The organism is Marivirga salinae (genome assembly GCF_030503855.1).
Lineage (GTDB): Bacteria > Bacteroidota > Bacteroidia > Cytophagales > Cyclobacteriaceae > Marivirga > Marivirga salinarum.
This window is the reverse complement of sequence record NZ_CP129971.1, coordinates 2575568-2589818: the sequence shown is the minus strand read 5'-3', so window position 1 is coordinate 2589818 and position 14251 is coordinate 2575568. Positions and strand designations below refer to the sequence as shown.

The window sequence follows — 14251 nt, the reverse complement described above, 5'->3', positions numbered from 1 at the left end:
CAAAACTAACGCATTAGTTTTATATTGAGCTTTTTAACAAAATAATAGGGGGAAATTATGTTAGTATTAACCAGAGCAGAAGAACAAATCATGCATAAGCTATGGGGCTTGAAAAAAGCTTATGTAAAAGAAGTATTGGAAACTTTACCAGAACCTAAACCAGCCTACAATACCGTAAGTACAATTATTCGAATTCTAGAAAGAAAAGGAGTAGTTGGCCATGAAAAAACAGGTAAAAGCTATTTGTATTATCCAGTATTAAAAAAAGATGAATACAAAAAACAAAGCTTGAAAAAACTTATCCATGGTTATTTTGAAGGATCATTTGCTAATATGGCATCTTTCTTTGCGAAAGAAGAAAACCTAAGTACCTCAGAACTAGACGAGGTAATGAAGCATTTGAAAGATCAAAAATAATCCATAATGGAAACCTTAATTTACATTTCAAAAGCTCATTTGTTGTTTTTGATTTTGGGTGGAATCTATCATTACTCATTAAGAAATGAGAAAAGCTTCACCTTTAATCGTTTCTATCTTCTAGCAATTTATGGGGTAAGTATAATTGCCCCTTTGCTAGAATTTAAATTTTTTAAGAACATCACATTTATTGAATCATCTTTATTAAGTGGTGCCAATTCAACAACAACATTTAATAAAGGCCCACAAACTATAGAAACCGGTTTATTTACCTTAGATATTATTTTTCCTTGGGCATATGGTATTTTAGTTTTCCTATCGTTTTTAATTTTCTTAATAAAGTTTGGGAAAAGCTATTACCAATTTAAATTACTTTACCGATTCGCACGTTTCGATTTCAAACATAAGGTTTATTGGGTTGAAGATGACATCCCTCCTTTTACATTCTTAAATAAAACCTTGCTTCCTGAAAAATTAATGTATGATGAAAACAAAGAGGTAATTCTAAAACACGAAAAAAATCACAGAACAACATTGCATTTTTTTGATATTATTTGGGTAGAAATTTTATCATCAATCCTCATTTTCAACCCTTTAAATAAGAAAATTAAAAAATATATTGTAGAAAATCATGAGTATTTAGCGGATCAATATGCTTGCGAGGACACTCAAAAAACGAATTATGCACAAATATTAATACAACAAACATTAAACCAACAGCAATTTCAGTTTGTAAGCTATTTTGCTAGGCCAACCATATTAAATAGATTAAACATGTTGGAGAGTAGTAAAAACTCTAAAAGTAAGCCGTTTTTAGCTGCTTTAAGTTTTGCTTTAATTAGCTTACTATTTGCATGTGATTTAAATCCAAAGGAAGAGATCATCTTAAAACCAGAAAATAAACCTACATCTGATAATAAGGTATTGAAAGATGAACACGATAATGTAAATCCAATTTTCTCAGTAGTTGAAAAGCAAGCAGAGCCCCGAGAAGGAATCGAAGCCTTATATGATGCTTTAAGTAAAGACTTAGAAGGAAATTATCCTAAGGAAGCTATCAATAAAGGCGTTGAAGGTGTTGTTTATATTAAATTTGTAATTGAAAGAGACGGTAGCTTAAGTAATGTAAAATCTGTAAAAGGAATTGGCGCTGGTTGTGATGAATTAGCAGTTGAAGTACTCAAAAACTACGGTAATTGGATACCAGGAAAGCATAATGGAAAGACTGTACGTTCCACAAGAGTTATTCCTATCAGGTTTGTTTTATAAGTAAATTAATATTCAAATGGTACTTCCATAGGATTTAGGAGATTAATCAACATATGGTTTGAATTGTTTTGATTATATTTATTGATATAACATGAAATGAGCATAAATTTTAGAATCCTCAATATTCCAACAGTGGATAGCTTGCCTGCCTCTGGCAGGAATAAAATTTATTGAATTCCATGTGACCGTTGAAAATAAATATATTCAAATGAATTATAAAATGAAATACCTCCTAAGCCTATTATTAATATTATTAGTTTTTCCTTCTGCAAAAATGGTAAAACAAAATCAGCAACAAGAAGTATTGCAGAGCATCTTTGATATTGAAGAATTTCAAAAATACTTGACTTACTCACCTCGATTTGTAGGGACTAATAATAAACAGGAAGTACTTATGAAGGCTTTCCCTGAATTAGAGAGTAGAGATATTCAACTTAGTGTTCGAGATAAGTCCATAAGAATTATTACTGAAAATGATTTAATAGAGCTTGAGCACAATTTTTTCATCAAAGTAGATGAATTCAAACTTAAAAAATCAAAAGCTAAAGTCTTACTATCCTATCAAAATGCAAGAATGTATTATGAAAAGGAGCAAAAAATATTTTTAGATGCTCAGCTTGAAAAAACGAAAGAAAATGAATGGGTTGTTAAAAACTATAAATTAAATGAGGTAAGTATCAATACTTCCGATTAAGAATTTCAGCATAAACTATCGCTTTTTTAGCACTTTCAGGATCAGATAAGCCTTCTCTTATTTCTCGAGCAAATTGATTATTATTATCCTCATCACTAAATTCATTGAATCTATTACTTTGAGTAGCAACTTCCTCAATATCCACTAATTCATCTATACTTTTTAAACGCTCGCCTTTTTTGTAAAGTTCTTTTAGAGTTTCATCTGCATTTTCATAATCCCTTTGATTTACTTCCTGACGCATAGGTCTTTCATCAACTTGCTCAGAAAGCGGTTTAATTTCTTCCTTATCTGTCAAGATTTCATCATCATCTTCATATTTGGAAGCTTCTTCCTTTTCTTGATTTTCTCCACTTAACTCAGCAAGAAGTTCTTCAAAAGACTTCGGACGTTTCTTCTCTCCTGAATTTTGTTCCGTTTGTTGTGGTTGAGTATTTTTCCTTGTTACAGGCTTTTTCTTTTTACCCCTACCTTTAAATAGGAAATATAAAATTGAGAGAACTATGTAGATGAGGATTTTGTAGTCTTCCATAAAATAAAATTACGAAAACTTTAGATAAAAAAACTATCCTTCTCAAATGAAAAATACATTAGCGAATTAATTAATTTTAAAACCTATCAATAGAACATCGTCAGTTTGACTATATCCCTGTTTCCATTCCTCAAATCGCTTATTTAATAGATAATATTGATCGTTCATTTCTTTCACAGACACCTCTTGTAGAAGATTACGTAATTTGCGCACCATAAATTTTTTATCATTTGGCCCACCAAATTGATCTTGGTACCCATCAGAGAAAATGTAGAAAGTATCTTGTGGATTGTAAACTATCGAATGAGAAATAAATCCATCTTGAATATTGGTCTTTCTTTTGCCCCCTATGGACATTTTATCGCCTTTGATAATTTCCATCTCTTGATTTTCTTTCACAATCACCAGAGGGTTTTTAGCGCCCGCAAAGCGCATAGTTTTTTTCTTTTCATCAATTACAACTATAGCAGCATCCATTCCATCCTGATTTTCAGTTTCAGATTGCTTTAGGTAACTACTTACTCCAAAATGCAATTTGTTCAGTATTTCAGCAGGATCTGTAACTCCATCTTGAAGCACAATCTGATTCATATTAGTATCTCCAACTAATGACATGAAAGCACCAGGCACTCCATGTCCTGTACAATCAATAGCAGCAATAATTTTCTTTCCATTCACTTCAGCAGCCCAATAAAAATCTCCTGAGACTATATCTCTTGGAATAAACAATACGAATGAATTTGGTAGCATCTTTTTAATGTATGCATTAGTGGGCAACATAGCTGATTGAATCCTTTCCGCATATCGAATACTCCCTATAATATCCCTATTTTGCTTTTCAATAAATTCTTTCTGTGACTGCATGGCATCTCTTTGAGAAAGAATTTCTTCTTTTTGCATTTTAAGTTCTTCATTCTGCTCAGAAATCTGATCACTCTTAAACCTTAAATCTTTTTGAGCCTTAATTAAACTTTGATTTCTTTCTTGCAATTCAAAATGGGCTTCTTGCAATGCTACACGATGCATGAAATTATTTTTCATGATATAATAGCGGAAAACGGCCATAGAAAAGGCAGCAATTCCTACTACAATCAAAATATTAACACTCTTCATCATGAAATAATCTAATATTCCAGCATCACAAAAATAGGTGTGGACTAAAATCTGGATTAGAAAAACCGCAAAGAAGTTAATCACAAAATAAAATGGCCTTAGTATAACCAAAACCGCACTGGTGATAAATACTGTCACCATCGAAATTAAGTAAGTCATCCAGTCTGAACAATCTACCATATAAGCGGCAGAGGTAAAGAGACAGAAGGCAATGATCTCAAACAGTAATTCGTGGCTAAATTTGAATTTTTGATGAAGTAAAAATACTATTCCCACAACAACTGAAGGTCCATACCTAAATGCATACCATATATTTAAGTTTGGCTTATCAATAGAGAGTTCAGGAATGGTGCTAAGAGGAAACAGAAAAATAACTAGAAGAGCACCCCACCTAGCATAGATATGCCCTATCCGCTTATATTCTTCTTTCCAAGCTTCATTCAAATTAATACCAAAACTGTCTGCTATATTGAGCTTCATCTATATCTTTAAAAATCGCAATGCGAGATTAACACACTAACTTCAAAAATAAAAATAATTTATCGAAAATGAGGATAAACATGATTAGTCATCAAAGATTGTACTTTTTTGCGTAACCACCTTCTTTTTATATGCTTTATCTGTTCATCATAATCTTGTTTTATATCAATTTTATAATCAGGCTCACTAACTTCAGAGGCCTCTTTAACCCAAACAGAATGGATTGTAAAAGCGAACTGTAGTTCATCATGATGCAGCTTTGCAAGAGGTCCCTTCTGCAAATTTGAGGCATCAAAAATCCAGATCTCCGAAAAGTAAGAACTCGTTTGATGAACATTTTTCTCTTCTCCTATTACAGTACATAAAATATAACCATTTAAAGATTCAGGAATAGCATTATTTTGAGACTTACTAGGTACAAATTGCAAAGACCACATATATGTATCGTTCGGAAAACTGTAGTGATCTGTGGCTTTCATCGAATCAGTTTCAACTGTTTCTAGAACAAATGGAGCACCTTTTTTAGTGAATTCAAGCATCTGTTCTGCACTATAAACCCGATTTCTTTTAGGATCTTGATAAAGTCTGTACATAAAATCGGTTAAAAGCTGATCATCTAAACCGTATGCCTGCCAGAAAATATGTTTTATTTCTCCAACATTTTTATCAGGTGATAACATATCACGATAGGTATAAAGACCCACACCCCAAGTATGAGGGCCGGGGTCTTTGTCTCCTGGTTTACCTTCCAGATGTAGGAATACCGTTTTATCTTCAAGGTTATCACGATTTTCTACATCAATAACAATCTTTCCTATTTTACCAATATCCATCTCTCCTACTGCCAACATACCAACTCTTTGAGGGTCGATGGGTTTATTATGCAATTTACATTCATCATAATAGCGAACCCATTCTGCAGGACATGCGCTACAATTATGTGCTGCATGCAAAGTAACTACCCCATCAGGATTTTCATAATTAGCTGAAAAGTGCACCGTTTCTACTGGAAGCACTACCTTATGTGCCTTCACTACCTTATTCTCTGGTAATAAATCTTTTCTATGAACAATGTAAAGTGTGGAATAATCATTTTGAGCACCATCCAATAATTCCCTTAAAAATGAGTCAATCCTCTGGTTATTAGGAAAAGGATTATTCAACATCACATCTAATGTAAATTTAAAATTGGTATCTGCTAAGAGAACGTAATCCCTAGTGAATCCAATTTGATGCATATTATGTTGAATTTGAATATTGGAATCATTTTCATTCACAATTTTATAGGACTTAGGATTTTTAGATCCAGTCCATTGCACTAGATAAACGGCATCTTCATTTGAAAAATGTTTACCTATCAGCCTCCAATATAAACCTCTCAGTTTATCCCATATAGACTTAGTCTCTTTTTCTGTAGCTTCTTTATAAAAGAAGTCATTTACTTCTTTTACAACTTGATCCTTATCATCTAGTTCTTCCCACCTACTAATTCTTTCTTCTAATCTTTTTTCAATTTCATCTTCACTACTAAATATCAAATGGAAAATTTCAGTAGCACTTAATAAGTTTTTGGTTGTTTTAGTGAAATTCACACTAAATACCTCCTTGGTTTCAGGATCATAAACAGGATGAGCTGTGGTCAATACCATAGGAAATGGATTATTTAAAAAAGGAGGTGTACCAGCTCTCCAGAATTTGTTTTCTCCTATAGGTGTAATGAGATCTAAACTTTTAGGATCAAATTCAAAAGGCCTTCCTGCATCGAATGTGGCTAATAAGCGAGATTGATCATCTCCAGGCTTTCGAAAAGGAGTTATAGCGGTATTGATTTGATTCCTAGTACCCAGTTTCATGGACATCCTAGCCAACCCTCTATTCTTAAAAGCAATATCTGCATAAGGATTATTAGGATTTAAAATAGGACTAGAGGCTATGTCTGCATAAAAACATGGTGTTTTTAACAATCGTGTTTTCAGCTTTACTTTTCCTGCCTCTGTAAAATCAAAACGATACATATAACCGTCTCCATTAATAACTGGTGAACCAAATTCCTGATTGAATTCTCCATTTGGAAGCTTTCTTTCATATGGTAATCCTCCACTATTAACCGTACCTGCACCTGAATTAATAAATACAAATCCAGATAAATCTTCTGGGATTTTTCCTTCTTTAACTTTTAATTCAACATCTAGGGGTTCACGGGTAGAGGTGAGTAAATTAGGGTGACTCATAGTTTTGGTGATTAATTATGGTTTTCGGTCACATAAATAATAAAATTTCAACTAAAAGTTGAGTAATTACAATAATATTTACAATTAATTCTATTGTTACCAACAAATAATAATTGAAATTCAGGATTTTATTTTAACCGTTTAGTCATTTTTTAAATAGAACCTTCCTTATCATTACCCACTTCTCCAAATAAATTATAAATTTGTTATCCGCTTTTTCGAGCGAAGATTTTTTGAGTAAAAATTATGCAGCTAACCAAACTTGAAATAAAAGGATTTAAGAGCTTTGGTGACCGAATGGTCATTAATTTTGATAAAGGCATTACAGGAATCGTGGGGCCGAACGGATGCGGCAAATCCAATGTAGTTGATGCTATAAGATGGGTGTTAGGTGAACAAAAATCCCGTATGCTCCGCTCCGACAAAATGGAGAATGTTATTTTTAATGGCACCAAAAAGCGAAAGCAAAGTAATTTAGCTGAAGTTTCTCTTACTTTTAATAATACCAAAAATTTACTCCCTACTGAATATTCTAATGTAACAATAACCAGAAGATATTACAGAACTGGAGAAAGTGAATACTTATTAAATGGTGTTAGTTGCCGTTTGAAAGACATTACCAACCTTTTCATGGATACTGGAATTAGCTCTAATAGCTATGCCATTATTGAATTGAAAATGGTAGATGATATCTTAACTGATAAAGATAATTCCAGAAGAGGATTGTTTGAAGAAGCAGCAGGAATTAGCAAATTTAAAATCAGAAAGAAGGAAACTCTCAAAAAATTAACCGATACCGATGCTGATTTGGAAAGAGTGGAAGATTTACTCTTTGAAATTGAGAAAAACCTAAAATCACTCGAAAAGCAAGCCAAACAAGCTGAGAAATATTACCAATATAAAGGCGAATACAAGGAGAAAAGTATACTATTAGCTAAGAAAACGGTAGCCGATAAAAGAGAAGTTTTCCTCAACCTGACCAAACAAGTTGATGCGGAAAATGATAAAAAACTAAGCCTGAATAGACAATTAGCTGAACAGGAAGCTGCTTTAGAAAAAGGTAAATCTGAATTATTGCAAAAGGAGAAATTATTAGCTAGCCGTCAGAAAGCACTCAACGAGCATGTCAATAAAATCAGACAATATGAAAGTGAGAAGAAAATCAAAAATGAGAGATTACGCTTTTTGCAGGATAAAAGTGATAGCCTGAAAAATCAAATTGAGCAGGACAAACAAAGTAATGAGCGTGCCTCTTTCAGTATCAAAAGTTTAGAGCAAGAAAAGGCCTCCGCTGAAAAGATTTTCTTTGAGACTGAGCAGAGAGTAGAAGTCTTAAAAGCTGAATTCGAAGAGCAGAAAAATAAAACTGCTGCCATTAGAGAAGAGGTCAATACTTTAAACCAACAGCAGAAAGCGCTACAAAATGAAGTTTACCAATTAAATAAATCTCTAGAAATCAAAGAGATTCAGCTTTCATCTGTAAAACAGGAACTTGAGAAAAGTAGTACGGATACCACCGAACAATCTGCTAGTCTGGAAGAATTTGATGCAAAGCTAGAGGAGTTATCAAAACTATTAAAGGAGAAAAATGAATATCTCACAAACCTTAAAAACAAGGAAGACCACCTCAATCAACAAATTGAAGATCACAAAAACACTATTGAATTAATTAGAGAGGAATTAACCCAATCATCAAGAAAGCTAGATGCAAGAGAAAACGAATACAACCTGACCAAATCTTTGGTTGATAATTTAGAAGGTTTTCCTGAAGCTATTAAATTTTTAAAGAAAAGCTCTAAATGGGGTAAAAATGCTCCGCTCCTATCTGATGTGTTGACTTGTTCAGAAGATTATCGCATCACCATTGAAAACTTCCTGGAGCCCTATATGAACTACTACATAGTAGAAACTGAGGCTCAAGCTTATGAAGCTGTAAACTTATTGAGCGATGCTAGCAAAGGGAAAGCACACTTCTTCATTTTAGATAACTTTGAAAAGTTTAAGCCAAGTGATTCAAAACTATATGACCAAGCAGTGGCAGCTACAGAAATTGTAGAATATGATGCCAAATACAAGAAGTTAATTGGTTTCATTCTAGACAATGTCTATGTAGTGAAAGGTGACTACAATTCCATTCCTGATGATAGAGACAGCGTTTTCATCACGCAAAGTGGAAAAGTAACCAAGCGTAAGTTCAGCATGTCTGGAGGATCGGTAGGCCTTTTTGAAGGAAAAAGAATTGGTAGAGCTAAAAATCTGGAAAAACTTCAAGTCGAGATTAAAGAATTGAACAAAAAAATCAGCCAAATCAAAGAAAGTCTTGAAAGCAGACAAAATGATTTGGATAATCTTAAAGAACATAGTTACAGAGAAAATATTGAGATTCTGCAAACAGAAATCAATGAAGTCAACTCTGAATATGTCTCTATCAGGACCAAACAAGAACAGTTTTCTCAAATGCTCAACAGCGCTGCCAATAAGCGCGAAGGAATGGAGCAGCAGCGTGAAACTTTAATTGAAGAAATTGAAACCATCAAACCTGATGCAAGTGAAAAATCTGATAAACTAAAAGAGATTGAACAGAGGTTGAGCATTATAAGTGAAGACTTAAGTGTTCAAGATGAAATTTTAAGTCAAAAATCATCATCTTTCAATCAGGAAAATATTGAATTTCATCAGCAACAAAATAGAGTCAATAGCTTAGAACAGGAGATTGGCTACAAACGAACTGCTTTTGAAAGCAGCAAAGAAAGACTAGAGAAAAATCAGCAAGAATTAAAAACAAATGATGAAGCTATAAAAGGCATCATTGATACTGCCGAAACCAATGATGATGAGTTATTGGGCATGTATGATGAAAAAGAGCAGATAGAAATTGGAGTAAATGATGTTGAGAAAGATTATTATGCCTCTCGTGGCCATATAGACGAAATTGAGAAACAAAGTCGAAACATTCAGCGCAACAAAGAGCAGGTAGATGAGCTGTTGATGCAAATCCAGAATAATTTGAATGAAACCAAGCTAGAGCTAAACAGTGTGAAAGAAAGGCTATCTGTGGAATTCGATATTGATTTGGATAAAATCATGAATTCTGAAGAAGAAGAAGAAGAAGAAGTTGAGACGAACGAAACTGCTGAAGATTTACGAAATGAAGTAAGCAAATTAAAGGAGAGAATGGAACGCATTGGACCGATTAATCCAATGGCGATGGAGGCCTATGAAGAAATTAAAGAACGAAACGATTTCATCCTAACTCAACGTGAGGATTTAAGAAATGCCAAAGAGTCATTACTCAACACCATAAGCGAGATTGATGAAGTAGCCAGAACTAATTTTATAGAAGCATACGAAAAAATTAAAGAAAACTTCCAAAAGGTATTTCGTACCTTATTCACGCATGAAGATGAATGTGATTTACAATTATCAGACCCTGAAAACCCATTAGAGTCGAAAATTGAAATCATGGCAAAGCCTAAAGGTAAGCGACCATTAACTATCAATCAATTATCGGGAGGTGAGAAAACTTTAACGGCTACTTCCCTGCTTTTTGCAATTTACCTATTGAAGCCCGCACCATTCTGTATTTTTGATGAAGTTGATGCACCTTTGGATGATGCTAATATTGATAAATTCAACAATATCATCAGAGAATTCTCAAAGGAATCACAATTCATTATCGTGACGCACAATAAAAGAACCATGTCCAGTACAGATGTGATTTATGGCGTGACTATGGTTGAGTTAGGAATTTCAAGGGTTGTACCTGTAGATCTTAGAGAATTAGAAGACACTCTGGAGTAATTGATAATTAGTAATTAAGAGTTATGAATAAAACATTTCTGATCAGGATTGGCATTACAGCATTGGCGTTTTGGATATTAGATTCTTTTTTAATGTATCTATTTAAAGAAGATACCACGCTAACAGCACAAATTCAAGAATCTTTTTTCAAGGCCATCGCTTTTTCTATTATTTTTGGTTTGATCATGAGAAAGAAGTGGATAAAAAAGGACAATGAATGAATAGAAGCATCTAATAATTTCAAAACAGATACATCTAAACTTCTCCAAGCACAATTTACATAAATCCCACCTTTGGTAACCTTCTGATTTTAAAGGAGTAACAATCTAGTATTAGATTGATAAATTCCTATTTTTTCAGCTTTAAATTAGCCCTCATCTGAACTACTTTTCTATAATCTGAAATGATTAGGACAAAACGAACCTTTTTAAGCTCATTTTTCAAACAATGAAACCGCAAATTAAAATACCTGCTGCTTTCCAGGTATACCAAGAATTCCAAGAACTTATCCTCACGAGGGACCACCCTTGTGTGATGACTCAAAGTAGCTTTAAATCAAACCAAGTAGATTTATTTGCTCATGACACTATAGGGGTTGACAAAAGCTCTAAAACGCTCTTAGAGGATCTTAAGCATTATATTGAATTATACGATTTTACAGCATCTGACTATCGATCCTTTCTTGCCGTTTTCCCAAAGGAGGAAATTGATTCAGAAGGAATGCATCCAAAAAGTTTACGAATTGCAAGAAGAAGCCTATATCCTACTATATTCTTTAATTTTCATTTACAATTTGAACGGCTTAAAGAAAGAGCGGTATATCGTGAAGTAAGAGATAAAATACATGCTAGGGATAAAGAATTACAATGAAGGAAGTTAGCAATTGATTAAGCTCAGTATGGTTTAAGAAACCAATGTATGAGGAAAGTGACATCTAGAAAGCAAATCTCCAATATTCCATTTTGATTGTGGATCAACATAAAAGATCTTCCATCAATAGGCATCTTTTACTCAAAAAAAGAGTTCCTAATTGTTTAATGGTTAATTCTAAATAAAATCTTCTATGTGTAAAAATCAAAAAATTCGATATGACTGATTCTGAACAACACGAGAAAAACCAAGACGAAAGGCAAGTGGTTCAGGACTCGAGCAGTAAACCTAAGTCTGCCTCTAAAATCTTTCTGGAACAGGTCGATGAAGGAAAATCTGAGCATAAGAGATCATCCAGAAATCTGCTAATGTCATCGGTTGCCGGAGGCATGGAAGTTGGATTTTCTTTGCTCCTATTAGGAATTATACATACTTCATTTAGTGAGGCATTATCTGACAACCACCTAAAATGGATTTTAGCAGCAGGCTATCCTATTGGATTTATTTTTGTGATAATTGGTCGCTCTGAGTTATTCACCGAACATACAAATCTTGCTTTTGTACCAGTTTTAAATGGTTCTGTAGGGATAAAAAGCCTTTTTAGAGTTTGGGGAATTGTATTCTTAGGAAATCTTATGGGGGGCTATGTGGTGTCTTTTCTACTTACGCTTTTAGGCCCTTCTATGGGTATCATTACAGAAGAATCATTTTATAAATTAGCTTTCAAATTGGTCGACCACAGTTATGGGACCATATTGATAAGTAGTATTACTGCAGGTTGGCTGATGGGTTTACTTTCCTGGCTGGTGAGTTCCTCTCAGGAAACCATTAGCAGGATTTTAATGGTTTTTATCATAACTGCTCTGATTGGTCTCGGGGGGCTGCACCATTCTATCGTGGGTTCTATTGAAGTATTTGCCGGTTTATTAGTCTCCGATATAACTTTTGCGCAGTATGGGCATTTTCAATTATGGTCAACTATAGGGAATTTAATAGGAGGAGTCTTTTTCGTATCTCTTTTGAAGTTCAGTACGGTAAAGAATAGGGATAAAGGATAATCTATAATAAAAAATAATACTGAGGAGTAAAAAGTTTGATTTATATAAAACACCTCAGTCCTCCGGACAGCTCCCCTCCTAAAAAAGGAGGAGTGTCCGAAGGACGGGGAGTTTGTAAATAATTAAGTCTTCTCCCTAAATTTTCAGATTGATCCTTAATTCGTCAATCCTAAATTCACAGAATTATTGCTTGATTCCTTTCCCTACTAAAGTATTAAATATCCACATAATAAAAAAAGGCTGCCATTTCTGACAGCCTTTGTAGCCCGTAGGGGAATCCCAGCCAGGGGCTGGTCAGCCTCCGGCTGAGAACCCCTTTTTCATTCATCAAATATTCTTGAAAACAACTCCTTCTTAGCCGCACTATTCTTTTTTAAAGAACGCTCTCTTTTAATCGCTAATGTCTTGGTTCTATAAGCTTCGCAATAAATTAACCTCATTGGAATTTTATGTTTTATGGATTTCGTCTTACCGCAATTATGCTCTTTAAGTCTATTCTTTAAATTATCTGTAGACCCTGTGTAGGTCGTTTTATCAATCGTACTTTCTAATACATAACAATAATGCCACATAAATCTTATTTTTAAGTACTAAAGTAATTGATTCAGTGGAAATAAAAAAAGGCTGCCATTTCTGACAGCCTTTGTAGCCCGTAGGGGAATCCCAGCCAGAGGCTGGTCAGCCTCCGGCTGAGAACCCTTTTTTCATTCATCAAATATTCTTGAAAACAACTCCTTCTTAGCCGCACTATTCTTTTTTAAAGAACGCTCTCTTTTAATCGCTAATGTCTTGTTTCTATAAGCTTCGCAATAAATTAACCTCATTGGAATTTTATGTTTTATGGATTTCGTCTTACCGCTATTATGCTCTTTAAGTCTATTCTTTAAGTTATCTGTGGACCCTATGTAGGTCGTTTTATCAATTGTACTTTCTAATACATAACAATAATACCACATAAATATTATATTTAAGTACTAAAGTAATTGATTCAGTGGAAATAAAAAAAGGCTGCCATTTCTGACAGCCTTTGTAGCCCGTAGGGGAATCCCAGCCAGAGGCTGGTCAGCCTCCGGCTGAGAACCCTTTTTTCATTCATCAAATATTCTTGAAAACAACTCCTTCTTAGCCGCACTATTCTTTTTTAAAGAACGCTCTCTTTTAATCGCTAATGTATTGGTTCTATAAGCTTCGCAATAAATTAACCTCATTGGAATTTTATGTTTTATGGATTTCGTCTTACCGCTATTATGCTCTTTAAGTCTATTCTTTAAGTTATCTGTGGACCCTATGTAGGTCGTTTTATCAATTGTACTTTCTAATACATAACAATAATACCACATAAATCTTATTTTTAAGTACTAAAGTAATTGATTCAGTGGAAATAAAAAAAGGCTGCCATTTCTGACAGCCTTTGTAGCCCGTAGGGGAATCGAACCCCTGTTTCCAGGATGAAAACCTGATATCCTAACCCCTAGATGAACGGGCCGTTCTAAAATTATACTAATAAATTATCAGTAAAATTTAATATCTCCATTAAAATCAATGACTTAATAACGACTTTATTAAGTACTCTAAAGTAGCCCGTAGGGGAATCGAACCCCTGTTTCCAGGATGAAAACCTGATATCCTAACCCCTAGATGAACGGGCCATTTTTAAATGGAGATGCAAATATAGAAGGCTGTTTTTTAATTACAAACCCTAACCCCAAAAAAAAAGAAAATAATTTTCAAAGCTAAACCTTTAGGGTTCTAATTTGATAATGCTGGCAAGTAGGTTTATATTTAC

General features: G+C 33.8%; 13 protein-coding genes and 2 tRNA genes. 7 read left to right on the top strand and 8 right to left on the bottom strand.

The window, feature by feature from the left end:
* The first annotated feature begins 57 nt into the window (after window positions 1–57).
* The 3 genes from QYS49_RS10870 to QYS49_RS10860 all read left to right on the top strand — a co-directional run bounded on the left by QYS49_RS10870 (window position 58) and on the right by QYS49_RS10860 (window position 2380).
* Entirely contained in the window at window positions 58–417 is a 360-nt protein-coding gene (locus tag QYS49_RS10870) for a BlaI/MecI/CopY family transcriptional regulator (protein WP_308347259.1), read from the top strand.
* Window positions 418–423: 6 nt separating this feature from the next.
* Entirely contained in the window at window positions 424–1686 is a 1263-nt protein-coding gene (locus QYS49_RS10865) for a TonB family protein (protein WP_308347258.1), read from the top strand.
* 220 nt (window positions 1687–1906) lie between these two features.
* Window positions 1907–2380, top strand: a complete 474-nt coding sequence (locus tag QYS49_RS10860) for a hypothetical protein (protein WP_308347257.1) — start codon at window positions 1907–1909, stop codon at window positions 2378–2380.
* On the opposite strand, the gene QYS49_RS10855 is transcribed toward QYS49_RS10860, so the two are convergent.
* From QYS49_RS10855 to QYS49_RS10845, 3 genes are all read right to left on the bottom strand, one after another.
* Window positions 2364–2912 carry a hypothetical protein gene (locus QYS49_RS10855; RefSeq protein ID WP_308347256.1) on the bottom strand — a complete coding sequence of 183 codons (549 nt, stop codon included), beginning with the start codon at window positions 2910–2912 and terminating at the stop codon, window positions 2364–2366. The two genes, QYS49_RS10860 and QYS49_RS10855, sit on opposite strands and share 17 nt — an antisense overlap.
* A 66-nt stretch (window positions 2913–2978) precedes the next feature.
* Window positions 2979–4505: a PP2C family protein-serine/threonine phosphatase gene (locus QYS49_RS10850; RefSeq protein ID WP_308347255.1), complete on the bottom strand. Its 1527-nt coding sequence runs from the start codon at window positions 4503–4505 to the stop codon at window positions 2979–2981.
* 59 nt (window positions 4506–4564) lie between these two features.
* Window positions 4565–6736 carry a carotenoid oxygenase family protein gene (locus QYS49_RS10845; RefSeq protein WP_308347254.1) on the bottom strand — a complete coding sequence of 724 codons (2172 nt, stop codon included), beginning with the start codon at window positions 6734–6736 and terminating at the stop codon, window positions 4565–4567.
* A 246-nt stretch (window positions 6737–6982) separates the two neighbouring features.
* Here QYS49_RS10845 and smc point away from each other — a divergent pair, with 246 nt between their 5' ends.
* The 4 genes from smc to QYS49_RS10825 all read left to right on the top strand — a co-directional run bounded on the left by smc (window position 6983) and on the right by QYS49_RS10825 (window position 12465).
* Entirely contained in the window at window positions 6983–10537 is a 3555-nt protein-coding gene (gene smc / locus QYS49_RS10840; protein WP_308347253.1) for a chromosome segregation protein SMC, read from the top strand.
* Between the two features lie 23 nt (window positions 10538–10560).
* Window positions 10561–10758, top strand: coding sequence for a hypothetical protein (locus QYS49_RS10835; protein WP_308347252.1), 198 nt, complete (start codon window positions 10561–10563; stop codon window positions 10756–10758).
* Between the two features lie 226 nt (window positions 10759–10984).
* The gene (locus tag QYS49_RS10830; protein ID WP_308347251.1) at window positions 10985–11407 is read left to right on the top strand and encodes a YqcI/YcgG family protein; all 423 of its coding nucleotides are present in this window, start codon (window positions 10985–10987) and stop codon (window positions 11405–11407) included.
* A gap of 218 nt (window positions 11408–11625) precedes the next feature.
* On the top strand, window positions 11626–12465 hold the full coding sequence (locus QYS49_RS10825) for a formate/nitrite transporter family protein (RefSeq protein WP_308347250.1): 840 nt from the start codon (window positions 11626–11628) through the stop codon (window positions 12463–12465).
* A 320-nt stretch (window positions 12466–12785) separates the two neighbouring features.
* On the opposite strand, the gene QYS49_RS10820 is transcribed toward QYS49_RS10825, so the two are convergent.
* From QYS49_RS10820 to QYS49_RS10800, 5 genes are all read right to left on the bottom strand, one after another.
* Window positions 12786–13037 (bottom strand): GIY-YIG nuclease family protein, encoded by a 252-nt coding sequence (locus QYS49_RS10820; protein WP_308347249.1) that lies wholly within the window; start codon window positions 13035–13037, stop codon window positions 12786–12788.
* A gap of 132 nt (window positions 13038–13169) precedes the next feature.
* A complete protein-coding gene (locus QYS49_RS10815; protein ID WP_308347248.1) occupies window positions 13170–13421 on the bottom strand; it encodes a GIY-YIG nuclease family protein in 252 nt (83 codons plus the stop codon).
* A gap of 132 nt (window positions 13422–13553) precedes the next feature.
* A complete protein-coding gene (locus tag QYS49_RS10810) occupies window positions 13554–13805 on the bottom strand; it encodes a GIY-YIG nuclease family protein (protein ID WP_308347247.1) in 252 nt (83 codons plus the stop codon).
* Between the two features lie 74 nt (window positions 13806–13879).
* Window positions 13880–13951 (bottom strand) — tRNA-Glu (locus QYS49_RS10805).
* Window positions 13952–14042: 91 nt separating this feature from the next.
* Window positions 14043–14114, bottom strand: a tRNA-Glu gene (locus QYS49_RS10800).
* Between the last annotated feature and the right edge of the window lie 137 nt (window positions 14115–14251).

Bases quoted from the DNA above. Each gene is read 5' to 3' on its own strand.
- QYS49_RS10870 (WP_308347259.1), top strand. From the start codon at position 58: ATGTTAGTATTAACCAGAGCAGAAGAACAAATCATGCATAAGCTATGG.
- QYS49_RS10865 (WP_308347258.1), top strand. From the start codon at position 424: ATGGAAACCTTAATTTACATTTCAAAAGCTCATTTGTTGTTTTTGATT.
- QYS49_RS10860 (WP_308347257.1), top strand. From the start codon at position 1,907: ATGAAATACCTCCTAAGCCTATTATTAATATTATTAGTTTTTCCTTCT.
- QYS49_RS10855 (WP_308347256.1), bottom strand. From the start codon at position 2,912: ATGGAAGACTACAAAATCCTCATCTACATAGTTCTCTCAATTTTATAT.
- QYS49_RS10850 (WP_308347255.1), bottom strand. From the start codon at position 4,505: ATGAAGCTCAATATAGCAGACAGTTTTGGTATTAATTTGAATGAAGCT.
- QYS49_RS10845 (WP_308347254.1), bottom strand. From the start codon at position 6,736: ATGAGTCACCCTAATTTACTCACCTCTACCCGTGAACCCCTAGATGTT.
- smc (WP_308347253.1), top strand. From the start codon at position 6,983: ATGCAGCTAACCAAACTTGAAATAAAAGGATTTAAGAGCTTTGGTGAC.
- QYS49_RS10835 (WP_308347252.1), top strand. From the start codon at position 10,561: ATGAATAAAACATTTCTGATCAGGATTGGCATTACAGCATTGGCGTTT.
- QYS49_RS10830 (WP_308347251.1), top strand. From the start codon at position 10,985: ATGAAACCGCAAATTAAAATACCTGCTGCTTTCCAGGTATACCAAGAA.
- QYS49_RS10825 (WP_308347250.1), top strand. From the start codon at position 11,626: ATGACTGATTCTGAACAACACGAGAAAAACCAAGACGAAAGGCAAGTG.
- QYS49_RS10820 (WP_308347249.1), bottom strand. From the start codon at position 13,037: ATGTGGCATTATTGTTATGTATTAGAAAGTACGATTGATAAAACGACC.
- QYS49_RS10815 (WP_308347248.1), bottom strand. From the start codon at position 13,421: ATGTGGTATTATTGTTATGTATTAGAAAGTACAATTGATAAAACGACC.
- QYS49_RS10810 (WP_308347247.1), bottom strand. From the start codon at position 13,805: ATGTGGTATTATTGTTATGTATTAGAAAGTACAATTGATAAAACGACC.